At 51.2% G+C, this 25,245-nt stretch carries 23 protein-coding genes; 18 read left to right on the top strand and 5 right to left on the bottom strand.

The genetic code is table 11. The features are described from left to right. Positions 1-5: 5 nt before the first annotated feature. The 3 genes from HLG76_RS01610 to HLG76_RS01600 form a co-directional block, all read right to left on the bottom strand. Entirely contained in the window at positions 6-245 is a 240-nt protein-coding gene (locus HLG76_RS01610; protein WP_077679207.1) for a DUF3624 domain-containing protein, read from the bottom strand. Positions 246-406: 161 nt separating this feature from the next. Next, positions 407-1,858 (bottom strand): dihydrolipoyl dehydrogenase, encoded by a 1,452-nt coding sequence (locus HLG76_RS01605; protein WP_175992961.1) that lies wholly within the window; start codon positions 1,856-1,858, stop codon positions 407-409. A gap of 52 nt (positions 1,859-1,910) precedes the next feature. After that, on the bottom strand, positions 1,911-2,642 hold the full coding sequence (locus HLG76_RS01600; RefSeq protein ID WP_025744251.1) for a glutathione peroxidase: 732 nt from the start codon (positions 2,640-2,642) through the stop codon (positions 1,911-1,913). 147 nt (positions 2,643-2,789) lie between these two features. On the opposite strand from HLG76_RS01600, the gene oxyR reads away from it, so the two are divergent. Continuing rightward, positions 2,790-3,698 carry a DNA-binding transcriptional regulator OxyR gene (oxyR, locus tag HLG76_RS01595; protein ID WP_025744252.1) on the top strand — a complete coding sequence of 303 codons (909 nt, stop codon included), beginning with the start codon at positions 2,790-2,792 and terminating at the stop codon, positions 3,696-3,698. A gap of 68 nt (positions 3,699-3,766) precedes the next feature. On the opposite strand, the gene HLG76_RS01590 is transcribed toward oxyR, so the two are convergent. Then, a complete protein-coding gene (locus tag HLG76_RS01590; RefSeq protein ID WP_175992960.1) occupies positions 3,767-6,265 on the bottom strand; it encodes a PBP1A family penicillin-binding protein in 2,499 nt (832 codons plus the stop codon). Positions 6,266-6,406: 141 nt separating this feature from the next. Here HLG76_RS01590 and pilM point away from each other — a divergent pair, with 141 nt between their 5' ends. The 9 genes from pilM to HLG76_RS01545 all read left to right on the top strand — a co-directional run bounded on the left by pilM (position 6,407) and on the right by HLG76_RS01545 (position 15,037). Then, on the top strand, positions 6,407-7,321 hold the full coding sequence (gene pilM, locus HLG76_RS01585) for a pilus assembly protein PilM (RefSeq protein WP_108743451.1): 915 nt from the start codon (positions 6,407-6,409) through the stop codon (positions 7,319-7,321). Next, positions 7,318-7,896: a PilN domain-containing protein gene (locus HLG76_RS01580; RefSeq protein WP_158011543.1), complete on the top strand. Its 579-nt coding sequence runs from the start codon at positions 7,318-7,320 to the stop codon at positions 7,894-7,896. The genes pilM and HLG76_RS01580 overlap by 4 nt, the downstream gene beginning before the upstream one ends. Beyond that, entirely contained in the window at positions 7,896-8,501 is a 606-nt protein-coding gene (locus HLG76_RS01575; protein WP_077676559.1) for a type 4a pilus biogenesis protein PilO, read from the top strand. The genes HLG76_RS01580 and HLG76_RS01575 overlap by 1 nt, the downstream gene beginning before the upstream one ends. Positions 8,502-8,509: 8 nt before the next feature. Beyond that, entirely contained in the window at positions 8,510-9,022 is a 513-nt protein-coding gene (locus HLG76_RS01570; protein ID WP_077676560.1) for a pilus assembly protein PilP, read from the top strand. Between the two features lie 12 nt (positions 9,023-9,034). Continuing rightward, on the top strand, positions 9,035-10,780 hold the full coding sequence (locus HLG76_RS01565; protein ID WP_254877598.1) for a type IV pilus secretin PilQ: 1,746 nt from the start codon (positions 9,035-9,037) through the stop codon (positions 10,778-10,780). A gap of 144 nt (positions 10,781-10,924) precedes the next feature. Continuing rightward, the gene (gene aroK, locus HLG76_RS01560; RefSeq protein WP_025739049.1) at positions 10,925-11,443 is read left to right on the top strand and encodes a shikimate kinase AroK; all 519 of its coding nucleotides are present in this window, start codon (positions 10,925-10,927) and stop codon (positions 11,441-11,443) included. 19 nt (positions 11,444-11,462) lie between these two features. Then, positions 11,463-12,542: a 3-dehydroquinate synthase gene (aroB, locus tag HLG76_RS01555; protein WP_175992959.1), complete on the top strand. Its 1,080-nt coding sequence runs from the start codon at positions 11,463-11,465 to the stop codon at positions 12,540-12,542. An 11-nt stretch (positions 12,543-12,553) separates the two neighbouring features. Continuing rightward, positions 12,554-14,134, top strand: a complete 1,581-nt coding sequence (locus HLG76_RS01550) for an AAA family ATPase (protein ID WP_175992958.1) — start codon at positions 12,554-12,556, stop codon at positions 14,132-14,134. A 72-nt stretch (positions 14,135-14,206) separates the two neighbouring features. Beyond that, positions 14,207-15,037: a Dam family site-specific DNA-(adenine-N6)-methyltransferase gene (locus HLG76_RS01545; RefSeq protein ID WP_077461556.1), complete on the top strand. Its 831-nt coding sequence runs from the start codon at positions 14,207-14,209 to the stop codon at positions 15,035-15,037. A gap of 20 nt (positions 15,038-15,057) precedes the next feature. Here HLG76_RS01545 and HLG76_RS01540 read toward each other — a convergent pair whose 3' ends face one another. Next, positions 15,058-15,246: a DUF2970 domain-containing protein gene (locus HLG76_RS01540; RefSeq protein ID WP_037367268.1), complete on the bottom strand. Its 189-nt coding sequence runs from the start codon at positions 15,244-15,246 to the stop codon at positions 15,058-15,060. A 150-nt stretch (positions 15,247-15,396) separates the two neighbouring features. Between HLG76_RS01540 and rpe the strand changes: the two genes are divergently transcribed. The 8 genes from rpe (at position 15,397) to astD (ending at position 25,237) form a co-directional block, all read left to right on the top strand. After that, positions 15,397-16,071, top strand: a complete 675-nt coding sequence (gene rpe, locus HLG76_RS01535; protein ID WP_025744259.1) for a ribulose-phosphate 3-epimerase — start codon at positions 15,397-15,399, stop codon at positions 16,069-16,071. A 9-nt stretch (positions 16,072-16,080) separates the two neighbouring features. Further along, positions 16,081-16,761 (top strand): phosphoglycolate phosphatase, encoded by a 681-nt coding sequence (locus tag HLG76_RS01530; RefSeq protein WP_025744260.1) that lies wholly within the window; start codon positions 16,081-16,083, stop codon positions 16,759-16,761. Between the two features lie 60 nt (positions 16,762-16,821). After that, positions 16,822-17,835, top strand: a complete 1,014-nt coding sequence (gene trpS, locus HLG76_RS01525) for a tryptophan--tRNA ligase (protein ID WP_174566329.1) — start codon at positions 16,822-16,824, stop codon at positions 17,833-17,835. A 222-nt stretch (positions 17,836-18,057) separates the two neighbouring features. Next, positions 18,058-20,403 (top strand): ExeM/NucH family extracellular endonuclease, encoded by a 2,346-nt coding sequence (locus HLG76_RS01520; protein WP_175992957.1) that lies wholly within the window; start codon positions 18,058-18,060, stop codon positions 20,401-20,403. 96 nt (positions 20,404-20,499) lie between these two features. After that, positions 20,500-21,078, top strand: a complete 579-nt coding sequence (locus HLG76_RS01515; protein WP_077461562.1) for an aminodeoxychorismate/anthranilate synthase component II — start codon at positions 20,500-20,502, stop codon at positions 21,076-21,078. A gap of 406 nt (positions 21,079-21,484) precedes the next feature. Then, positions 21,485-22,702, top strand: a complete 1,218-nt coding sequence (locus HLG76_RS01510; protein ID WP_077668927.1) for an aspartate aminotransferase family protein — start codon at positions 21,485-21,487, stop codon at positions 22,700-22,702. Between the two features lie 29 nt (positions 22,703-22,731). Next, a complete protein-coding gene (gene astA / locus HLG76_RS01505; RefSeq protein ID WP_077461564.1) occupies positions 22,732-23,754 on the top strand; it encodes an arginine N-succinyltransferase in 1,023 nt (340 codons plus the stop codon). Between the two features lies 1 nt (position 23,755). Continuing rightward, positions 23,756-25,237: a succinylglutamate-semialdehyde dehydrogenase gene (gene astD, locus HLG76_RS01500; protein WP_077577179.1), complete on the top strand. Its 1,482-nt coding sequence runs from the start codon at positions 23,756-23,758 to the stop codon at positions 25,235-25,237. Positions 25,238-25,245: the final 8 nt, after the last annotated feature.

The following is a 25,245-nucleotide window of genomic DNA, read 5'->3' as shown; positions in this document are numbered from 1 at the left end:
CGGCTTTAGGGCCGCTTTCTGTTGCGCCGAAATGGATAAATTAATAAATGAAGCGTGAGCAAGGCGCTGGCACTGCCGGCGGCGAACAACAAGGCAATCGACTCCACTTGTCGTGGTGTGTCGGCATAGACCCACCACCAAAACGGCCAAAGTATGGCAGAAATGACAGCAAGTTGGGTCATACAGCGCGTGCAGCGTCCTAACTTCTGCTTCCAAATGCCAGATTGACAATATTTACAAGCCATATGGGCTCTCTTGGTCAGTGAGGGCGATACGCCATTGTGGCGCAGTGAGTCGTTGGATACAAAAAAGCCCTCCGCGAAGGAGGGCAAAAGGTAAGCAAGTGCTTGGGGAAGCAACAGGCAGTGCCTGTAAAGCGCCGAAAATCGGCGAAAAGGGCAGTGGATTAGCAGCCTGGGCCACAGTCCATGCAGTGTTTGATCATTTCAGGGCCGAGTTTGAGCTTGGCATTCACATCCCGCAGCGCGGTACGTACCCCTTCTTCAATCACTGGGTGATAAAAGGGCATATCCAACATTTGCGAAATGGTCATTTGGTTTTGGTGAGCCCAGGCGAGTAAGTGTGCTAAGTGCTCGGCGTTCGGCCCAATCATTTCTGCGCCCAAGAAACGCCCTGTGCCTTGCTCGGCATAAACATGCAATAAGCCTTTATTGCGTAGCATGACCCGTGAGCGACCTTGTCCCTCAAAGGAAACCACACCGATTTCAAAACAGCCACATGGGCCGAGACGATCGGTAATTGCTTTATAGCTTTCGCCCACCATCGCAATTTGCGGGTCGGAGAAGACCGCGGATAGCTTGCTACGGCGCAGTCCCGCACGGATATCTTTGCCGCGCCCCGCGTTGTCACCGGCAATTCTGGCTTGGTCAGCCGCTTCGTGCAGCAGTGGAATTTGGTTGTTAGCATCACCGGCAATAAAAATGTGCGGTGCGGTGGTTTGCAGGGTGTAACTATCGGCAACCGGCACCCCGCGGGCATCCACTTTGATGCTGGTCGCGTCAAGGTTAAGTTTGTCGACATTGGGGCGACGACCGGTGGCGGCAACCACGTAATCAACCCAACGCAACTGGCTTTCGCCGTTTTTGTCGCGGTAACGGATTTGGACCTTATCACCTTCACGGATCATCTCTTCAACCTTGGCATCGGCATCGAGATAAAACTCCTCGCTGAAGGTTTTATCCGCATATGCCATGATATCTGGGTCGGTGAGTGGACCCACTTGGCCGCCGACGCCAAACATAGTCATCTCGACACCGAGGCGGTGTAACGCTTGACCCAGTTCAAGGCCAATCACGCCCGGACCAAACACGGCGACCGATTCAGGTAAGTCATCCCATTCGAAAATATCATCGTTAACCACCAAACGATCACCGAGGTGATTCCAGGCCTCGGGCCAGCTCGGACGCGAGCCGGTCGCAATCACAATGCGGTCAGCATGGATAGTGGTGTGATCGTCAACCATCAAGGTATGATCATCGACAAAACGTGCATAGCCATCGATTTTGTCTTGGGCGGGGATGTCGTCGACACTTTCCAATACAAAGCCGACAAAGCGATCACGCTCGCGCTTAACCCGATCCATTACCTCACGACCATTTATCTCGGTACTTCCGCCTGGGTAGACACCAAAACCGGGCGCTTTGTCGATATGGTGCGCCGCTTCGGCGGCCGCAATTAACAGTTTGGATGGCATGCAGCCAACACGTGCACAGGTGGTGCCATACGGGCCGCCTTCAATCATCACCACGCTATCTGTCTGTGCTTTTGCCGCGCGATAGGCACCGAGTCCGGCGGTCCCGCCACCAATCACAGCCACATCAACCGTTAATGTTTTCATTGCTTTCTCCTGGGAAAATAACGGGCGGCAAGGCTGCCGCCCAAACAGCGGATTACTGGTTTAGGTAAGTGTCGAGCTCTTCGCTGCCACCGATGTGACGGCCACCGATAAATACTTGTGGCACCGTGGCACGGCCGGTGACTGCGCGCAAAGAGACCGTGGTGGCATCTTTACCGAGGATGATTTCTTCGAACTGAAGTCCTTCATCGATCAGTGCTTGTTTTGCTTTGGCACAGAATGGGCAGCCTGGCTTGCTAAACACGGTGATCGAGTCTTGCAGTTTATGCTCAGGAGCAATATAGCCCAGCATGGTGTCGGCATCAGAGACCTTGAACGGGTCACCTGGTTCGTTTGGCTCAACAAACATTTTTTCGACCACGCCGTTTTTTACCAGCATGCTGTAGCGCCATGAGCGTTTGCCAAAGCCAAGATCATTTTTGTCGACCAGCATGTCCATGCCATCGGTGAACTCACCGTTACCATCAGGTAGTACATGGATGTTGTCAGCATCTTGGTCGGCTTTCCATGCGTTCATTACAAAGGTGTCATTGACCGAGACACAAACGATGTCATCAACGCCGTGTTGTTGAAAGACAGGGTACAGCTCGTTATAGCGTGGTAGATGCGAAGAAGAACACGTCGGGGTGAACGCGCCTGGCAGGCTGAACACAATGACGGTTTTGTTGGCAAAGATGTCATCGCTGGTCACGTCTTTCCACTGATCGCCTTCGCGAGTGCGGAAGGTTACTTGTGGTACTGGCTGGCCTTCTTTGGTTGCTGTCATGAATCGTTCCTTTTGTTTTCAATTAAAGTTGTTAAGCGAGAAGTGACTCGCTGTGTTTTGATGGGTCTAGTATTGCTAAATAAGATTGATAGTTCTAATCGCTTGATGCTATGGTTTTGATAGTTATCCCCTATAGAAGAGACAACGATGAACATTCGTGACTTGGAGTATTTGGTTGCGTTGGCTGAACACCGACATTTTCGCAAAGCCGCTGAGGCTTGCTTTGTCAGCCAGCCGACCTTGAGTGGCCAAATTCGTAAACTGGAGGATGAACTCGGCGTCAGCTTACTTGAGCGTACCAGTCGTCGGGTTCTGTTCACCGATGCCGGTATGAGGTTAGTACAGCAAGCACGTAACGTATTGCGGGAAGTCACAATTTTAACCGAATTGGCCAGTGAGCAAGGTGAAAGTATGACCGGCCCCCTACATATTGGCTTTATTCCCACCGTGGGGCCGTATCTATTACCCAAAATCATTCCGATGCTGCGAGATTGTTTCCCAGATTTAGAGCTGTTTATTCATGAGGGACAAACCCAGCAACTGGTTCAGCAGTTGGAAGAAGGCAAGCTCGATTGCGTTATCCTGGCCTCTGTCGAAGAAACACAGCACCTTAAAGAGCTGCCACTCTATGATGAGCCGATGTTGCTTGCGGTCAACGAAAAGCACCGGTTGGCGGAATGTGCTGAAGTTGCGCTTGATGTGTTAGACGGGGAAACCTTGTTGATGCTGGGCGATGGCCACTGTTTGCGCGATCAAGCCATGGGCTTTTGTTTTAAAGTCGGTGCGCAAGAGGATCAACGTTTCCGCGCGACCAGTCTAGAAACGTTACGCAACATGGTGGCCGCAGGAAGTGGGATTACCTTATTGCCTCAGCTGTCCGTGCCTGCCGATAAACGCGATGGTGTGGTGTATATCCCCATTACGTCACCGACGCCGTCGCGACAAATCACGCTCGATTATCGCCCTGGCTCGCCGCTACGAGGACGATATGAACAGCTTGCGGACGCCATTGGTGGCCAGATGACCGCGATAATGAGCGGCTTAAATCACCGCTAACACAAGATACTGGCATTGAGGTGACAACGCCCACGGATGTGGGCGTTGTGGTTTAAGCGTTTATCGAGTTAAAACAAGGATTCCGTGCTGGACTCGTAAATGTTGCCATCAGACTGATCCGATACATATTCTGTCGGCTCGGTGCCTTTGATAAAGTACTCAAACATCGAGGTATGATCGGTTTTTCTTGTCAGCAGTCCGGTCTCGCGATCGATCCGTACTTTGACTATGCCGGACGGCACCACTTTATTTTGCTCTGGCACGTCAGCGAGAGCTTGTTGCATAAAGTCAATCCAAGCAGGTTCTGCGGTTTTCGCGCCAGATTCCGCCCCATAAATCGGTTGACGCTCGTCGCCTAAATTAGCATTACGAGTGGTGCGACCGAGTTCACGCGAATGATCATCAAAGCCAACCCAAACCGTGGTGACGATACCTGGGCCATAGCCAGTGTACCAAGTATCCTTTGAGTCATTGGTGGTCCCGGTTTTACCGCCGATATCGCGACGTTTAAGCGCTTGAGCGCGCCAGCCCGTGCCGTTCCAACCGGTGCCATAACGCCAATCGCCGCCGCCCCAAATGTTGCTTTGCATCATTTCGCGCACTAAGAAGGCATTTTGTTCATCAATCACTTGCTTGGCATTGCTCGCTGTTGGTTGGTCATTACCATTGTCCGTCAATAAGTTTTGCTCATTAAACGGGTCAGCCTTTTCCGGTTTGCGCTCACAGTGGTCGCATATAACCGGTGGGTTGGCACGATAGATCTCCGCGCCGAAGGGGGTTTCAACGCGATCAATGATAAAAGGCTCCATAAAATAGCCGCCATTGGCAAACACGCTAAAGCCTTGTGCCATTTCGACGGGGGTTAAGCTGCCTGCGCCGAGTGCAATGGCTTCGGCGCGAGGGAGATCATCACGTTTAAAGCCAAAGCGAGTCAGATAATCTAAGGTATCGTCCAAGCCAACACGACGGAGGACACGCACAGCCATCACGTTTTTCGATTGTGCCAGTCCAAGGCGAGCACGTAGTGGCCCTTCATAACGTGGCGGCGAGTTTTTCGGACGCCATGCCACCCCTTGGCTGCGATCCCAACGGTTAATGGGCGCGTCATTGATAAGGCTGGCTAGCGTCATTCCCTCATTGACTGCGGCGGAGTAAATAAAGGGTTTGATACTCGACCCGACTTGCCGTACCGACTGGGTGGCACGGTTAAACTTGGAGTGGACAAAGTTAAACCCACCGACCAAGGCTTTGATTGCCCCCGTTGACGGAGACATAGAAACTAAGGCCGTATTGGTGGTAGGTACTTGCGCCAAATGCCAGCTGTCATTGACGCGACGAATAAACACTTGTTGGCCACTGGCGAGGAACTCGTCAGCACGTTTGGGCGCTGGGCCTTGGCGACTATCAGTAATATAAGGTCGCGCCCAGTCGAGTCCTTTCCAAGGCAGCTCGATATCACGACCATTAGGGCCGACAACCTGAGCCGATTGTGCCTTTACATCGGTCACGACCGCAGGCTCCAAGGGGCCGTAACTGGGTTGCTTGGCAAGGTGATCAACAATACGTTGATGTTGCCAGCGTTCGCTAGGTGCTTGCCAAAGCGTGGCTACTGGGCCACGAAAACCATGGCGTCGGTCATAGGCGAGGATATTCTCTATGGCGGCGTGATTGGCCGCGCGCTGCATATCCGCATCCACACTGGTGAAAATACGTACCCCTGAGGTATAGGCGTCTTCGCCAAGCGCATCGACCGCCCAAGCCCTAGCCATTTCAGCAACATAGGGTGCTGAGAGTTCTATTTCGGCGCCATGGTAGCTGGCGACAATAGGCTCGTTTTTCGCTTGCTGGTATTCCGCATTAGAAATGTAGCCCTCATTCAACATCCGGCCGAGCACTACGTTCCGTCGCTCGGTTGAGCGTGAAAGCGAGTAAAGTGGGTTCATGGTGGAGGGCGCTTTGGGTAACCCCACGATCACGGCCATTTCGCTTAAGGTCAGTTGATCTAAGGTTTTGCCAAAATACACGTGTGCGGCTGCCCCTACGCCATAAGAGCGATACCCCAAGAAGACTTTGTTGAAATAGAGCTCAAGGATCTCTTCTTTACTGAGCAATTGTTCGATATGCACCGCGATAAAAATTTCTTTTATCTTGCGCATAATTCGCTTTTCGTTGGTCAGGAAGAAGTTTCGTGCTAGCTGTTGGGTGATGGTGCTGGCACCTTGCTTGGCACTGCCAGACATGGCGACAACCGCCGCGGCACGAACAATACCAATAGGATCAATGCCTGGGTGTTGATAAAAGCGGCTATCTTCGGTGGCAATTAAGGCATCAATCATGGGTTGAGGTATATCCTCGAGTTTGACTGGAATACGCCGTTTTTCGCCGAATTGCGAGATTAACTCACCATCCGCGCTATAGACCTGCATCGGAGTTTGTAGCTCAACATCTTGCAATGTCGCCACATCGGGGAGGTCGGGTTTCACATAAAGGTAAAACCCAAAGATTGTTGTGACTCCAAGCACTGTGCAAACCAGTGCAAAGATAAGCAAACGCTTTATGAACTTCACCTGAGATTTCCCGTTTCGTTGCCGTTTAGCCGTTTAATAATCATACGTGAGTAGTATAAAGGCACCAGCATAAAAAATAACCCGTGATGAGGACAGTTTTGTAAATACTGACCTTACTCTGACGTTGGAGCCTAACACGAAATGATTCCAAGTTCGGCAGTTTTAGGTATCGCTTTGGGCCAAACGGAAAGCCACGCGATTGCGCTATGCCCGTCCCCTTCATCCTTCAAGGTTTCCGGGCATCATATCTTGACCGCTGGTGATGAAGACACCCTGACAACCACGATGAAAACGCTCAAAGACACACTATTGAGCCGAGTATCCTGGTATCAACGTTTGTCACCGAGTGTGGTGGTAGGCGTTGAGGATGACACCGTGATCAGTAAGACCCTGATGGCAGCCGATGTGGATGATCCTCTCGAGCAGGAAGCCGTGGTCGGACAAGCATTAGGCATGGCGCTCAATATGGAAATTAGTGGTCTTTTCTTCGATTTCACCAAACAGCATGCGTTGAACCATCAGTCAGGACAGGCGCAGTACCAGGTAGTGGCCTGTCGCCAACAGACACTCACGCCAATACTTTCGGCGTTGAAAGACGTGGGATTAAAGGTAAGTGTTGTCGATACGCAGCAGCATGGGCTGCAAGCAGTTTATGATGCGTTGATAGGTCACTACCAACCACAGACTTCACCGCTATGGCTACATCTTGATGCCGGCAAGTTGACGGCGGTGCGCGCGTTATCCGATGGCGGGCTGTACCAACAATCTTTGACCGTCGCAATGCCGCTAGGAGGATCTGGCTCAGAAGGCGAGGCAACAGCGTCCTCTCGCGTTCTACAACAACATTTGGAACATGCCTATCAACGCGTGGAGAGCGAACACGCGGTGCCTATCTCAACCCTATGGCTAAGCGGTCACTGGCCCAGCGACATTCTCTGCCCCTCATCTGCCCAACGTGTGTTTATTCAACCTGGCGAACCCTTTGGCGCGTCCTCTCTAAGCCCTCATGCTTGCTCGGCGCTTGGGCTTGCGCTCCGAGGAGCGAGTGGTTCATGAGGATTAACTTACTCCCCTGGCGCGCGCAAGTGCAACGTCGACAGGCACGCTATTTTATCCTGCAAACCCTTGCGGTTGCGGGGAGCGCACTGATCATCGTGATGGGATTCATCCAGTGGCAGCATTATCAGATAGTGGGGCAGCAACACCGTAATCAACAACTTGAACAAGGCATCACGCAGTTTAAACAAACCTTAGTGCGCTTTGAGCAACAAGACACTAAACGTCGCGCCTTGCAATCACGGCTCGGGTTGGTCAATCAACTGCAAAGACAGCGTAATAATGTCACTGAGGTACTCAACTTTATACCGACGGTGATGCCTGCTGGTGCCTATTTAACCCGGTTGGCTCAACAAAAAGGCCATATCCGTTTAGAAGGGTGGGTGAATTCAAACGCAGAGCTCGCGCGTTTGCTGGCCGCGTTGGAAGCGCAGCAAGCGGTAGAGGCGCTCGATATCGATACCGTAGTGACGGGTGATCACACCGTCGGGCCCAATAAACGGTTTCGACTGAGCTTTTCACTGACACACTATGTTTCCCCCCAATTACCGGAGCGCGAGGAGGACGAACAGTGATGGATTCGATGGCATGGGAGTGGCGACGACTACCGTTTGCGCCTTGGTCGGTAAAGCTGAGTTTATGGGGTGCTTTACTGACAGTGATGGGGTATGTCGGCTGGTTAGGCGCTGGACAGCCAAATCAAGCGACCTTGCTTGATGCTCACCGGCAAGAGTCTCACCTGAAAGCACGTTATCGACAGTTAGCGCATGAGGTGGCTGCGTTACCCGATGTCCAGGCGCAAATAGAGACGCTTAATCAACGCTACGCAAGACTGATTCAGCAATTGCCTGAGGAAGAAGAGCTCGCGGGCCTGCTGGCTGGTGTGAACGAGGTGGGGATGCGTCACCAGTTGCAGTTTGAAACGCTCGCATGGCAGCCGAGAAAGCAAGGAAGCTGGCTAGACGCCATTCCAATCAACATTGTCCTTGAAGGCCAGTATCGAGATATTGGCGCGTTCAGTGCCGATATTGCCGCGATGACTCGCTTAGTGTCATTGCAGGACTTTGTCCTCGCGCGCGAGACCGAACAGCCGCCGTCTGCAGCGCCATTGCAATTTTCGGTGTCTGCGACGACGTATCGCTATACCGGCCGCCCCGCGCTCAATCAACCTACAAACTAGGACGCGTCATGTTAAGAGCCTGTGTATTTGTGTTGATCGTGATCTTGAGTGGTTGTCAAAAAACGGATGATGACATTCATCAGTTTATGCGCCAGGTGCAAGCGCAAGCGACGGTTACCGCGACACGCACGCCGCCGCCTAGTGTTTATCAACCTGTCCCTTTTGCAAAAGAAACGCGCGATCCATTTGTTCTGTCGGTCGCATCGGACCCACAACGGATGTCTCCTGGTGACTGCTGGCAACCGGCCTTGCATTGGCGTGACAGTCCGCTTTCAACCTTACCTTTAGCACAACTTGAAATGAAAGGAAGCCTCACTAAAGGGGGGCAAAAACAGGCACTCATTGCTTTGCCGAATGGGATGGTCAAGCAAGTCGCACGTGGCGACCGGCTTGGTGAACACCACGGCCGAGTGATGGCGGTGACGCGTGATCATGTCGCGATAAACCAGGCACTACCTGATGGTTTAGGATGCTGGCAGCAACGGACCGTGACGCTTTCAATCGAACCTAACCTGTCGTAAAGGATAACTGTTATGATGATTTTCGCGGCGTATAACGCCCGATATACCCTTATACCGTGGTCGCTTGTGCGCGTGGCGCTGATCCTGGTGTGTTTTATGGGCGCGTGCGCTCAGGCTGCGGAGATGACAACCTTGAGCCAGTTGCAGTTAACCCGCTCTGCTCAGGGAGAGGCGCAACTGATTTTGGGCTTCGACAGCCCTGCGATCATGGCGGATTTTCGTCAGCCCAGCGCCGATCAACTCCATATCCGATTACCGCAGGTAACGATTAAACCGTCATTAATGAAGCGGATCGATACCCAAGACAGGGATTCGGCAATTACGGCGATCGATGTGTCGCAATCCTCTGGACACGCAAAAATTTATCTGCAAGCGGCGCAAGCGATCGCCTTTGATTACCATCAACAAAAACAACAGTTAGTGGTAACCATACAAGCCACCGAACCGACGACACCTGCATCCTTTGATCCGAATGCACCGATATCGATCAACTTCCAAGACATTCCAGTTCGTGCTGTGCTCCAACTGATTGCCGAGCAAAATCAGTTTAATTTAGTCACCTCAGACAGTGTTCAGGGCAATATCACCATGCGGATTGACGGTGTGCCTTGGCAAGACGTGTTAGAGGTTATCTTAAGAGTGAAAGGGTTGGACAAGCGTCAACGTGGCGAGGTGATGCTTGTTGCCCCTCGTCGAGAGCTGATGGCGCAAGAAAAGCAGGATTTGGAAATGGCGCAGCAAGCAGAAACCTTGTTGCCGCTATCGTCGGCGGTTATCACGGTAAATTATGCCAAAGCCAGCGAGGTAGCCGCATTAATTCGCGGTCAAACGCAAGGCGTGAGCTTGTTATCTCCAAGGGGGGCGGTGTCGCTGGATGAGCGGACCAATGCGATCATCATTCGCGATATTGACAAGAACATTGATCGTATCCGCACCTTGGTTCAGCACCTCGATGTGCCGGTTAAGCAGGTGGAAATCGAAGCGCGTATTGTCACGGTAGAGCAAGGTTCGGTCGACGAGCTTGGCGTACGTTGGGGGCTTTTGAATCGCAACGGCTCAACCTCGGTGGGATCGTCGGTCGAAGGGAATATCATGTGGGATAGCGATTTGGCGCAGCAAGGTCCTGACAGCCTAAATGAAGCCGCCGGTGAGGGGAGCAGTATTGGTGATTTCCTCAATGTTAATTTAGCTGCAGTCAATCCTTCTGCCTCGAGCATGGCCTTTCAAGTGGCTAAGTTAGGCAACGATTTACTGCTCGATTTGGAGCTTTCTGCGCTCGAGAGCGAACGAAAAGCCGAAGTGGTCTCGAGCCCAAGATTAATCACTACCAATAAAAAAGCCGCCTATATTGAACAAGGGACGGAGTTGCCCTATTTAGAAGCTTCTTCCAGTGGGGCGGTGGCCGTCTCTTTTAAGAAAGCAGTGTTGAGTTTGTCGGTCACGCCTCAGATCACGCCGGATAATACGTTGGTGCTGGATTTAAAGCTGACCCAAGATATGCCGGAAAAGTCGGTCGTGGCCGGAAAAGGTGAGGCGATGTCGATCAGTACCAAACGGATCAATACCCAAGTCTTGGCGCGGAATGGCGAAACCGTGGTCTTAGGTGGCATTTTTCAGCACACGATGATCAACAAAGAAACCAAAGTGCCTCTCCTTGGGGATATTCCCTTGCTCGGAGGTTTGTTTCGACATCAGTTAAAAGACCATGCAAAACGCGAACTTCTGATCTTTGTGACCCCTAAAATCGTCACAGGGTAGGTTAGGTGTTGCCAAAGGGGTCACTGTCCTGAGATAATTTTTAATCTGATCACGAAATATCTGTGAGGAATTGGCGCCTCGGGCTTTTTACATTAAGCCTGCGGGCGGTGTTGTCTTATTTAACCGCGCGTAAAATTGCTTAAAATGGCTGAAAAACGAAACATCTTTTTGGTAGGCCCTATGGGGGCTGGTAAAAGCACAATTGGTCGTCATCTCGCTCAGCAACTTCACATGGAATTCTATGATTCTGATTCAGTGATTGAAGATCGTACTGGAGCAGACATTGCATGGGTCTTTGACGTTGAGGGTGAAGAAGGTTTCCGTAAACGCGAAGAAAACGTGATAAACGACCTCACTGAAGAGCAAGGTATCGTTCTCGCGACTGGCGGTGGCTCGATTATGAGCAAAGAAAGCCGTAATCGCCTCTCTGCTCGTGGGGTGGTGGTGTATTTGGAAACCACCATCGAAAAGCAGCTCGCACGTACCCAACGCGATAAGAAACGACCATTGTTGCAAACTGACCAACCACGTGAAGTGCTGGAGTCATTGGCAGAAGAACGTAATCCTTTGTATCAAGAAATTGCGGATTACGTTGTACGAACTGATGATCAAAGCGCTAAAGTGGTGGCAAATCAAATCATGGCGCTCTTAGAGCAGCAATAACCGACCACAGGACCCGACCATGGAACGGATAGACGTTAACTTAGGGGCACGTAGCTACCCTATCTCGATTGGTGAAGGGCTTTTAGCAGATGCGAGCCTGTTTGAGGGCGTCCATTCCCGTCGGGTTGCTGTTATTAGCAATGAGACAGTGATGCCGCTTTATGGCGCCACTCTGGTCTCAACCCTTCAGCGGGCAGGCGCAACTGATGTAGCCTGCCTTAGCTTGCCTGATGGTGAAGCGTATAAATCGCTCGAAACGTTTAACACCATCAACACCTTTCTTTTAGAAAATAATTATAACCGTGATGTCGTGCTCGTCGCCCTCGGGGGCGGCGTGATTGGCGATATTGTTGGATTTGCCAGTGCTTGTTACCAGCGCGGCGTTGATTTTATTCAAGTTCCCACGACATTACTGTCGCAAGTCGATTCGTCCGTCGGTGGGAAAACAGCAATTAATCATCCTCTTGGCAAAAACATGATTGGCGCATTTTATCAACCCAAAGCGGTGGTGATTGATACGCAGGTGCTAAGCACCTTGCCCGGTCGTGAGTTTGCTGCGGGGATGGCAGAAGTGATCAAGTATGGTGTGATTGCCGATGCCCCTTTCTTTGATTGGCTTGACAGTGAAATGGTGGCGCTGACCGCGCTCTCTCCTGATGCATTGATTTACGCGATAAGGCGTTGTTGTCAAATCAAAGCCGATGTGGTGGCCGAAGATGAAACCGAAACAGGCGTGCGCGCGCTGTTGAATTTGGGGCACACGTTTGGTCATGCGATTGAAGCAGAAATGGGCTACGGCAATTGGCTTCATGGTGAAGCGGTCTCTGCTGGAACCGTGTTGGCGGCAAAAACGGCGTGCCAGCATGGTTTGATTGATGAAAAAACGGTTACTCGCATCACGGCCCTGTTACAAAGTGCACATCTTCCCGTGCAGGCTCCCCGTGAAATGGACTACGATGCTTTTATTAAGCACATGATGCGTGATAAAAAAGTGCTTTCAGGACAGTTGCGTCTGGTTTTACCAACAGCGATAGGCCAGGCTCAAGTGGTTGCAGATGTTCCACACCAGCTAATCGCTGATGTGATTGATGCCGGTTAACCATTGAATGCATGACAGACACGTTTGATACGCTAGCTCTGGATCTGGAAAGCCAAACCCAGCTCCTTTCTCGACTGCAATTTATCACTCGATTTAGCGCGAATCTGATCCAAGTCACCGGGCCTGATGGGGCGGGTAAAACCTGGTTAAGTGAGCGCTACATGGAGCAGTGGGCGGATGCCCATGTTCATGCCTTACTCGCGTGCCATACGGCACAAAGCGATGACCAACGTCGCGCTATCTTGCTACGACAAATTGTCAAAGACGGTGTTTTTAATCAAGCGGATCCGCTGCTAGATAGCTTGACGATGATGCTTGACGGGGCTGGGTGTGATGCACTCATTGTGATTGATGATGCGCATCGGCTGACTCCTGGATTACTGTCTGAGCTATGGGCGTTGGTGCAATATGCACAGCATCAAGCACACTGGCGTATCAATGTTGTACTCTTTGCCTTGCCAGGAAAGTTGAACAAGTGGCTACGTCAGGTGTCTTACGGGCACGACCAAAAGCCGCTGGAGCTCGAGATCTCGCCGCTTAATGACGGTGAAGAAGAGATGTTCATCGATGTGTTAGCCGTCACGCAACGTATTGATGCAGCGGGTAAAAAACAGTGGTTAGCCAAGCTTGCTAATCAAACCGTTTACCCCGGCACCATCATGGGAAAGGACAATCAGGAGATAGGCGCTGTGAGTAAAGACAATAAAAAGCCCGCGAAAAATAATAAACCCTTTTTAATGCTGCTGTTGGCCGTGGTGCTGATGATTGTGGGTGCCGGTGCGATCTGGTGGGCTTTTCCGAGTCAAGATGACGCCTCGTCGGCTGAGACAATGCTCCCTGACGGGTTAAAAAACTTGGATGATTTGCTCAACGAGCAGCAAGCGACCACTGACCCACAAACCCTTGATGGGCAAGTGACGGGCCAAGATAGCAACTCGGCAGTGGATCAAACCGACACCGTAGCGGGCTCGAATGCAGCGGTGACCGATGATCAGGCGAATTTACCGCAGGAAGTCAACGGTGAGGGGTTAACCGTCGGTCGCAATGATGCGGGCCAGAGAGTGGTTTTACCTGATGATGTTGTTGACGCCATTATTAACGAACAAGATGCCGGTGGCGATGGCACCCAGGCGGTTGAGGAAGCACTTGCTAGCGAGATTAACCAAGCGATTCCTGCGCCCGCGACACCGGATGAGCCCTCAGATGTGGCGCAATCGCAAAATACCGCCGCCTCGTCGTCTACAGAGACAGCGTCGACAGCAGACGCGGCCAGTGATAATCGCTTATCTTTTGACGCGCAAGCTTTGCTTGATGTACCTGCCCAGCGTTATGCCCTGCAGCTCGCAGCGTTGCGTTCGCGTCAAGATGCGACAGACTTTATCGCTAACTACCAACTGAGTGATCGGGTTCAGGTATATCAAACCCAACGCAACAATGCTGACTGGTACATGGTGTTACTGGGTGATTATGCCAGCGTCACGGATGCGCGTCGTGCGGAACTGACATTGGCGGATAATCTACGGGCGCTGCAGCCGTTTGTGAAGTCTTTTAGTCAGGTTCACCGTGAAATCAACCGCGCAAATGGGCAGTAAAATCCGCTGATTGATGAGCCAAAATAGGGTACAATCCGCCCCTTTTCACACCGCAGAGATAGATCAGGGGCAATGAGAAAGCATCGCGCGTTTCTAAAGTGGGCTGGTGGTAAATACTCGCTAGTCGATGACATTCGTCGTCATCTTCCCGAAGGGAACACGCTTATCGAGCCCTTCGTCGGTGCTGGATCGGTATTTTTAAACACCGATTACGAACATTACATTCTGGCTGACATCAACCCAGATCTTATCAACCTATACAATATTATTAAGCAAACGCCGTTGCGTTTTGTGGCGGATGCGCGCGTCTTCTTTTGCCAAGAGTACAACCAAAAAGAGCGCTATCTAGATGTCCGCCGGGAGTTTAATCTTACCACAGACCCTTATTTACGCTCGCTGTACTTTTTGTATATGAATCGTCACGGCTTTAATGGCTTGTGTCGGTACAATAAAAAAGGCGGCTTCAATGTCCCATTTGGGTCGTACAAAAAGCCATATTTTCCGGAAAAAGAGCTCGCGATCTTTGCAGAAAAGGCCCAGCGTGCAGAATTTGTATGTGAAGGGTATGGGGAGAGTTTTGCTCGGGCGACGAAAGGAACAGTGATTTATTGCGACCCTCCTTACGCGCCTTTAACTGCTACGGCGAATTTTACCACCTACGCCACCAATGGTTTTACGCTGGATGATCAAGCCTTGCTGGCTGAGCATGCTGAGCAAGCGTCGTTGGCCCAAGGGGTGCCGGTATTAATCTCCAATCACGATACGCCCTATACACGCCGTTTATATCGTGGCGCGAGTTTTAATGTGGTGAAAGTTAAGCGTACCATCAGCCGTAATGGCAATGGTCGTAATAAGGTAGATGAGCTATTGGCACTTTTTTCCCCTCAGCCATCCACGCCTTAAGCGCTGTTGCCTCAAAGCGCTCACGTCAACCAGCTCACGATCACCAGCAGCGCGCCAATGACGAGTCCGATCATGATAACGCCGGTAATGATATAAATTGCCGGTGAATCATAGCCGAAATCTCGCTCGCGATTGCGTTGTGATTGCACCCCAAACAAAGCAGCGATGACACTTGTTACTACCTGTTTCAGTCTAGGTTTTTCGCCCATCCTGCCTCCATTTTCAGCCTCTGTTTTTACTCTAGTTAATTCTCTGGCACTTGCCAGTGTTCGCTGAGATTAAGCATGGTTAAGGTAAGACTTCATGGCCGATATCGGGTAGAATTACGGCGACTTTTTGGCAATTGAGGCGACCGCACTATGAAGGATTTTTTGATTGCGCCATCGATTTTATCTGCAGACTTTGCCCGATTGGGCGAAGAAGTTGAAAACGTATTGGCGGCGGGTGCAGATGTGATTCACTTTGATGTGATGGATAACCATTACGTTCCGAACCTGACATTTGGTGCCCCGGTTTGTCAGGCTTTACGTGACTATGGGATCACCGCACCGATTGATGTTCACTTGATGGTTAAGCCGGTCGACCGCATTATTCCTGATTTTGCTAAAGCGGGCGCGAACATGGTGACGTTTCATGCTGAAGCCAGTGAGCATATTGACCGCACGTTGCAGTTGATCAAAGAGCACGGCATGCAAGCGGGTTTGGTCTTTAACCCGGCAACGCCGCTCCACCACTTAGATTATGTGATGGATAAGCTCGATATGATCCTGCTGATGTCGGTCAATCCTGGGTTTGGCGGCCAGTCTTTTATTCCCACCACCTTAGATAAACTGCGTGAGGTCCGTCAGCGTATTGATGCCAGCGGGCGAGATATTCGTCTGGAAATTGACGGCGGTGTAAAGGCCAATAACATTGCAGACGTTGCCCAAGCGGGTGCGGATATGTTTGTCGCAGGGTCGGCCATTTTTGGTCAACCGGATTATAAAACCGCAATTGAAGAAATGCGTGCCGAACTGGCAAAAGTAGAAAGGTAATGAAGTCGTATGAGCCTGCGTTATATTGCATTTGATTTAGATGGCACCTTGGTTGATAGCGTGCCCGATTTGACCCAAGCGCTGCAGATGATGCTGGCGGATTTGGACCGGCCAACAGTGAGTGTAGCCGAGGTGACCGGTTGGATAGGGAATGGTGCGGATATTATGATTCGTCGCGCATTGTCCCGTGCGCATGATCATGATCCAGCGCTTGACCCTGAGCTGGTCGCAACTGCACGCACGCGTTTTAATTACCATTATGAGCACAATGGTCACGAAAAAACCGTGCTGTACCCTGGCGTGAAAGAGACCCTAACCGCATTGCACCAGCAGGGATATCAGCTGGGCGTCGTCACGAATAAACCGATCGCTTTCGTGCCCGCTATTTTAGAGGATTTAGGGTTAGCGCCCTTGTTCAGTGATGTGATTGGTGGTGATAGTCTGTCAACCAGCAAACCTGACCCAGAAGGCTTGCACCTGTTGCGCGATAAGCATGGGTTAACCAATGCCCAGATGTTGATGGTCGGTGACTCAAAAAATGATATCTTAGCAGCACACAATGCGGGAATGGCCTCCGTTGGCCTCACTTATGGCTACAACTACGGTGAGCCAATCAGTGACAGCCAACCCAGCTATGTGCTGGACCATTTTAGCCAACTAGAGGCAGTGGTGGCTAATTACTCCGCGTAACGCTTTCAACCAGCAAATAAGACCGCCCACACGGGCAACATGTAAAGGAACCGAATCATCATGAGTCAATCTTCGAAACCCATTGTATTGAGTGGTGTGCAGCCCTCAGGCGAGCTGAGTATTGGTAATTATCTGGGCGCGTTGCGTCAGTGGGAACAGATGCAAGATGATTATGATTGTCAGTACTGTGTGGTGGATTTACATGCCATTACGGTTCACCAAGATGCGGATGCCTTGCGCGAAGCGACTTTAGATGCGCTGGCGCTGTGTCTCGCGGTGGGAGTCAGTCCAGAAAAAAGCAACTTGTTTGTCCAGTCCCACGTGCCTGAGCATGCTCAACTCAGCTGGGTGTTAAACTGCTACACCCAAATGGGTGAGTTGAATCGGATGACCCAGTTTAAAGATAAGTCGCAGCGCCATGCTGAGAACATTAACGCGGGATTGTTTAGTTATCCGGTATTGATGGCGGCAGACATTCTTTTGTATCAAACCAACCAAGTGCCGGTGGGTAACGATCAAAAGCAGCACCTTGAACTGGCGCGTGACGTTGCGACCCGTTTTAATAATCGCTATGGCGATGTGTTTGCTCTGCCTGAGCCTTACACACCCGATGTCAATGCGCGGGTCATGAGCCTGCAAGATCCGACCAAAAAAATGTCGAAATCTGACGACAACCGTAACAATGTGATCGGGCTGCTCGAAGATCCAAAAGCGATTGCGAAAAAAATCAAACGTGCGGTCACGGACTCAGAAGAGCCGCCGCGTGTCCGTTTTGATAGTGCACAAAAACCGGGTGTTTCCAACTTGCTTGGGTTATTGTCTGGGGCGACGGGTGAGTCAATTGATACGCTAGAAAAAGCGTATGAAGGCAAGATGTATGGCCACCTGAAAAAAGACACTGCAGACGCCGTCGTCGCGATGCTAGAGCCGTTGCAAGCGCGCTATCATGCGTTTCGAGCTGATCGCGCAATGCTCGATAATGTGATGCAAAAAGGGGCGGCGCATGCCTCTGCACGGGCACAAGACACCTTACGCAAAGTTTATGATGCGGTCGGTTTTGTGCCACGTGTGTAGCACGCGTTTGTAATAGTACAAACCTGGTACAATCACAAAACAAGTAAGCAGCGGGCCAGTCTCGCTGCTTTTTTGATCAAGGCTGAACCGGCCTCTCACTTCTAACGAATTCATCAATAATCGCTAGCCTCGATGCGATTCATATCACGTCATATTCTGTATCTATCATGAATAATGCATCCGATTTTCGAGTAAACACTCAATTTACGTGAAGGAACAGGTATGAAAAAGCCATTGATGTGGTCGCCCCTTGCTTTGGTGCTGGCCGGCGTTGCACTGCCCGCGGCGGCAAAAGCCCCACCGACTGAAACTTATCAATGTGGTGTGACAACCCCAACCCCCATCTACGCGATTCAAGGTGACGGCGCGCGTAGCCCATTGGTTCCAGACGGGCAGTACCGCTCAGATAAAATTTATGCGGTACAAGGCGTAGTCACTGCCGTTACCCAAGGCTTGTATAAAGGAGCCTGGATACAAGATCCGCAAGGCGATGGTAATCGTGCCACTTCCGATGGCTTATTTGTTTACTTGCGAGGCGCTGATGACCTCAACTTACAGCCCGGTGACACCTTATGTGCCAGTGGTTACATCAACGAGTATTACGGCCATACCCAACTGGGTGTTACCGATGAACAAGTGGCTAAGGGAGCACCTCAGGGGACGATTGCACCGACGGCACTCCGTGTTCAACCCGATGAGACTTTGCACGAGGCACTTGAGCGCTACGAAGGGATGTACGTCACCATGGACGCGGATAGCGATTTGGTGATCACGCGTAACTTTGGCTTTGACTACGATGCCTTCCGTAACAATATGGTGTTATCGCATCAATCCCCTTTATACAAACCCACGCAACAGTATCCCGCGTTAACGCCTGACGCTGAGGCATTAGCCGCAAAAAATAGCGATAACCAGCTGTATATCGAGAGCGATCAAAAAGCGAAAGACGGCAAGATCCCGTATTTTCCAGGCTTAGATGCCGAGCAGGGATATCTACGTATTGGCGATCGGGTCGAGCGTTTGAGCGGTGTTATGGGTTATAGCTACGACCAATACCGACTTGTTGCAACAAACACCATCACTGCCGGTGATATTGTGCACCAAAATGATCGTCAACTGGCACCGAATAACGTGCCTGGCGCTGACATTAAGGTGGCGAGTTTTAACGTACTTAACTATTTCACCAGTGCCAGTGCGGTCGGTGGCCCACTCAACGTGACCTGTGATGATCGTGCCGATGCCGATGCGAATCGTGGCTGTAACCGTGGGGCGAAAACGGCGGCTGAGTTTGGGTTGCAACGCACTAAAATTGTCAATGCACTCACCGCGATGGACGCCGACATTGTCGGTTTGATGGAAATTGAGAATAATGGCTTTGAGGCTGGCAGCGCCATTGCTGATCTGGTGACCCATTTAAATGCGCAATTTGCTGACTCGCGTGATCATTACCAATTTGTCGAACCCAGTGACCAAGAGAAAAATCAGGGCGCCTATTTTGGCTCAGATGCGATTATGGTGGGCATGATTTATCGCCCCGCGAAGGTCAATCTCGCAGGTGAGGCGCAAGCGGTACCCATGCCAGAGCAGCATATCAGCGGCGAAAGTCCAGACGGAGAAACCAAGACACTCGACAAATACCAGCGCGATAGCCTAATTCAACGCTTTATGGTTAACGACCAGCCGCTCAGTGTGGTGGTGAATCACTTTAAATCGAAAGGCTCAGGCTGCTATGAAGACTGGATCGCGGGTGAGTTTGATACCGATACCGCGGATATGCAGGGACACTGCAATGCGTTTCGCGTGTCTGCCGCCGTTGCATTGCGTGACCATCTCAAAGCGGTCGACGGTGACGTATTAATTTTGGGTGATCTCAATGCTTATGCGCAAGAAGATCCGGTGCGGGTGCTAACGGATTATCAGCGTACTGAGGGCCAGCGCGATATTATCACCGCGGCGGGCACTGAAATTCGTGGTGTGCCTATGCATCCAACGCCAAGCGTCGTTGAGCAAGGTCTTGGTTATACCAACCTCGCAACGCAGTGGTTAGGGGATAAAGCCTACTCGTACTCATTTTCTGGAGAACTGGGCGCGTTAGATCATGCACTCGCCAATGCCAGTTTGGCGAGCAAAGTGGTCGGGGTGGAAGAGTGGCATATTAACTCGGTAGAGAGCACTCTGTTTGAGTACAGCCGACAATATAGCGGAGAATTGGTGAAATCGAGTAATCCATTCTCGTCATCCGATCACGATCCTGTGCTGATCTCACTCGATTATCCTGAGCCCGTGGTCCCCGTCTCGGTGACGATCAATAATCGCAGTTTCTTGCCTATTATCCCCTTACTTAATGGACAAAAAAGTCCGGATCATGCGTGGATGAAATGGCGCGCGACGCGCACCTTTGACCAGGCTAGCCCTTTAGTTCAATCCTTGGCGCTGCAGCCGGATGATTCGATAAGGGTATCCGTGAAAGCGCTAGGGCTGATCCCGGTTTACTGCGGCCGTGCACCTGCAGATAGCGCGATGACGGTTAAATACACCGGATTTCGCTGTCAGCTCACCCAGCCGTAATCTTGTGGCGGGCAGCGAAGGTTGCTCGCACCTGGATGACGCCTATTCAGCACTGTGGTAGCATCATGCCGGTTTTCCATCGCATGGCGTAGCACAGTGCTTCTTATCATCGATAATTACGATTCCTTTACCTATAACCTTTATCAGTACTTTTGTGAGCTGGGCGCATCGGTCCATGTTGCGCGAAATGACGCCATTAGTGTGGCGGATATTGAGGTGATGGCTCCCTCGCACATCGTTATCTCCCCTGGCCCTTGTACCCCGGATGAAGCGGGGATTTCCTTAGCGGTGATTGCACACTTTGCCGGGAAAATTCCAATTTTAGGGGTCTGTCTTGGCTATCAGGCGCTGGCACAAGTATTTGGCGCGAACGTCGTGAGAGCTCGTACGGTAATGCATGGCAAAACGTCCCAAGTTACCCACCAAGGAGAAGGGGTCTTCGCAGGCCTGCCTAGCCCTGTCACTGTCACGCGTTATCATTCTTTATTAGTTGAACCTCAAAGCCTACCTCACTGTTTGGCCGTCACAGCGACCGCTATCGATAACGATGGCAGTGAGATTATAATGGCGCTCAAACATCGCCAGCTGGCGATTGAGGGGGTGCAATTTCATCCGGAAAGTATTCTGACGGAGCAGGGCCATGCCTTGTTAGCCAATTTTCTTCAACAATCTTAGGTAGCGGTGCGGGCAGGTTAATATGTTCGTCTTTTGACGCTCTATCTGTGGCGGCCTCTATCGTGCAGCCTTTACCGTATGTCTTCCTTTCTTGAGTCTTTTTTTTCAGCAATGGTTGCAAAAAATAGCGATCTTTATCACTAATTTTACATTTCGCTGTTTTTAATCACTTTGTCAACGGCTGCAACCTTATGCAACTGTCGGTCTCTAGTCCGTTAATCTTGCCTTCTTAGCATCATAGCCTTACTCACTTTCATCTTCTCTTTGCTCACAGTTTATGCATAACTATCTCTTTAAACTGCATGAGCTTTGTTACCATGCTGAAAACAAAACATAATCTGCTATTGCTGCGGTTAAAATAATGTAAATACTATGCCTCATAGATAAAACATAGAAGGATTGAGTGATGACAATGGAGCACAAAGTAGAACGTAAACTCTTCGATGAAGTCATGGTGCCATGTTACAACCCAATGCCGATGATTCCTGATCACGGTAAAGGGTCGCGCATTTGGGACCAAGAAGGCCGAGAGTATATCGATTTTGCCGGTGGTATCGCGGTGAGCTGTTTAGGCCATTGTCATCCGGTCATGGTTGATGCGTTAACGGAGCAAGCCCAGAAGCTGTGGCATTTGAGTAATGTCATGACCAATGCGCCCGCGTTGCGTCTGGCTAAACGCCTCACCGAACTCTCATTTGCCGACCGCGTGTTTTACGCTAACTCGGGCGCTGAAGCGAACGAAGCGGCCCTGAAACTGGCACGTCGTTGGGCAAAAGAAGAACATGGTGAGCATAAAAGTGAAATCATTGCCTTTACCAAAGGCTTCCATGGTCGCACCTTCTTTACTGTCACCGTAGGTGGTCAGCCCGCGTATTCCGATGGCTTTGGACCTAAACCCGGCGATGTCACACACCTTCCTTACAATGACATTGCCGCATTGGCCGATCATATTTCGGACCGAACCTGTGCGGTGATGATGGAGCCTTTACAAGGTGAAGGTGGGATTGTGCCGCCAGAGCCAGGTTTTCTCCAAGCCGTGCGTGAACTGTGTGATAAACACAATGCGCTTTTAGTGTTTGATGAAGTGCAAACGGGGAACGGGCGCACCGGTACTTTTTATGCTTATCAAGAGTCTGGGGTCGAGCCCGATATTTTGGCCACCGCAAAATCACTCGGTGGCGGGATCCCAATTGGTGCCATGTTAACGACCGACGCCTTGGCTGCGCATATGAAGCCGGGGGTTCATGGCTCTACTTATGGCGGTAATCCACTGGCCTGTGCGGTGGCAGAAGCGGTGGTTAATGAAGTGACCAAACCCGACGTGCTTGCCGGTGTCATAGAGCGTGAGCAATGGTTCCGTGACGGGTTAGAAGCGATCAATGATAAATATGGCATCTTCAGTGAAGTGCGTGGCAAAGGCTTGTTACTCGGTGCGGCACTGAACCAAAACTGGGAAGGCCGAGCACGCGATATCTTGGTTGCGGCAGGCGAAGAAGGCTTATTGGTTCTCGTTGCCGGGCCTAATGTGGTGCGTTTTACTCCCTCACTGGTCATTACCAAAGCGGATATTGAAGAAGGAATGGCACGCCTAGAACGTGCGATTGCCAAGGTCGTCGCAGGATAAGCGACCTGACTCACTCGGAGGGATTTGAGATGTTAGTTATTCGGCCGATCCGTGCATCAGATTTTGATGCACTGATGTTGTGTGCGGAAGCGTCCGGGCATGGATTCACCTCCTTGCCGGTCGATGCCGATTTGCTACAGGGGCGGATTAATAATTCGCTTGAGAGTTTTGCCAAACAGGTGACAGAGCCGGGGCCAGAGGGATATCTGATGGTCGCCGAAGATTTAGAAACCGGTGAAATCGCAGGGACCACGGGCATCGAAGCCGCCATTGGTCTTGATAACCCGTTTTACAGTTACCATCTGACCAAGGTGGTACATTCATCACGCAAACTGAACGTGCACAACATTGTTGAAGTGTTGACCTTTGGCAACAACTACACGGGGGCGACAGAAATCTGCACCCTGTTTATGCGTCCAGAGTTTCGTGGCGGGTTAAACGGTAAGTTATTGTCTAAATGCCGCTTCCTAATGCTGGCGCAATTTCCAGAGCGCTTCGCTGACGTGGTGTTTGCCGAAATGCGCGGTGTGTCGGATGACGAGGGTAACTCGCCGTTTTGGCAGTGGCTAAAAGACAACTTTTTTAACATTGACTTTACCTTGGCGGATTATCTCACCGGGATTGGTGCCAAAGGGTTTATTGCCGACTTAATGCCTAAATTGCCGATTTATGTGAGCCTACTGAGTGAGGAAGCTCGTGCAGTTATCGGTCAAGTGCACCCGAATACCCGTCCAGCATTACGCTTGTTGGAAAAAGAGGGCTTTTCTTGCCGTGGTTATGTCGACATCTTTGATGCGGGCCCAACGGTAGAATGCTTACGCCCCAATATTGAGTCTGTACGTCACTCTTTCACCGCCTCAGCGCGCGTACGAGAGCACAGTAGCGCACAGGATTATTTAATATCGAATACCGATTTTGCTGGCTTCCGTGCCACCGCGGCGAAAGCTGCGATCGATCACGAAACCAATCAAGTTGTGATTAGCCCAGCGGTTGCCGATGCATTGAATGTAAAAAACGGCGATCAACTGCGTTTGATTGCCATGGGGGGATAAAATGACAAAGCAATCAGCAGGCCATTTGATTCATGGCGAGTGGGTAAAAGGCGAGGGCGAGATCATGACCTCGCAAAACCCCTTTGATAGTCAATGTATTTGGCAAGGTGCAGAAGCGAGTCGTTCGCAAGTGGAGCAAGCAGTCAGCGCCGCACGCGACGCGTTTTTGCGTTGGCGTAATACCGATTTTTCTGAGCGCCAAGCGCTGGTGGAGCGCTTTGCCGAGATAGTGAAAGCCAATACCGATGAACTGGCTCGGGTCATTGCCGAAGAAACGGGCAAACCCTTGTGGGAAACCAAAACCGAAGTCGGGGCCATGGTAGGCAAAGTGGCGATCTCCTTGCGCGCGTACCACGAAAGAACAGGCTCACGTGAAAAAGACGTCAATGGCACCCAAGCGGTATTACGCCATCGTCCACTTGGCGTTATGGCGGTATTCGGGCCTTACAATTTCCCTGGGCATCTACCTAATGGCCACATTGTTCCAGCTTTATTGGCGGGCAACAGCGTAGTATTTAAACCCTCTGAGCTGACGCCAAAAGTCGCAGAGAAGACCTTGGGCTATTGGCTCGAAGCGGGATTACCGCAAGGACTGATCAGCCTGGTACAAGGTGGGCGCAATACCGGCGAGGCGCTGGCCCAAGCGCGCGGTATTGACGGTTTATTGTTTACCGGTAGCGCCAATACGGGGCATATTCTTCATCGTCAGTTTGCTGGCCAGCCCGATAAAATGCTGGCGCTGGAAATGGGAGGCAATAACCCCTTGGTGGTGAGTGATCAGTTCGGTGATTTAGACGCCACGGTATACACCATTATTCAATCGGCCTACCTCAGTGCCGGTCAGCGGTGTACGTGTGCACGCCGCCTGCTGCTGCCTGAGGGAGAAGTGGGTGACAAGATCTTGACTCGCCTAGCACAATGGACCAAAACCGTGCGAGTGGGTGGCCAGTTTGATGATCCCGCGCCTTTCATGGGCGCCCAAATTTCAATGGCTGCCGCCGAGGGGATTTTGGCCACACAACAGAAATTGATCGATCTGGGAGCTACCCCCGTCATAGAGTGCGAGCATTTACACGATGCGGTGATTTCTCCAGGGATTTTAGATGTGAGTGGCATTCAAGCGTTACCCGACGAAGAGTATTTCGGTCCGCTACTACAAGTGCAGCGCTATCAGGATATGGCTGATGCGATCACGAAGGCGAATGATACCCGCTATGGTTTGTCGGCAGGCCTTATCAGTGAAGACGAGGGCGAATGGCAATACTTCCTCGATCATATTCGCGCAGGGATTGTGAATCGTAATCGTCAGTTGACAGGGGCAAGCGGTGATGCGCCATTTGGCGGGCCAGGTGCGTCGGGTAATTTACGTCCAAGCGCTTACTATGCCGCCGATTATTGCGCTTATCCCATGGCATCAATGGAAGGGGAGCAGGTGGTACTGCCTGAGACGTTCGCCCCCGGTATTCCGACTCAACAAGATTAAGGAGACCA

The organism is Salinivibrio sp. EAGSL, assembly GCF_013366455.1.
In the GTDB taxonomy this organism is placed as follows: Bacteria; Pseudomonadota; Gammaproteobacteria; order Enterobacterales; family Vibrionaceae; genus Salinivibrio; species Salinivibrio costicola.
The sequence above is the reverse complement of the archived record's forward strand: the minus strand, read 5'-3'. Positions and strand labels throughout refer to the sequence as shown.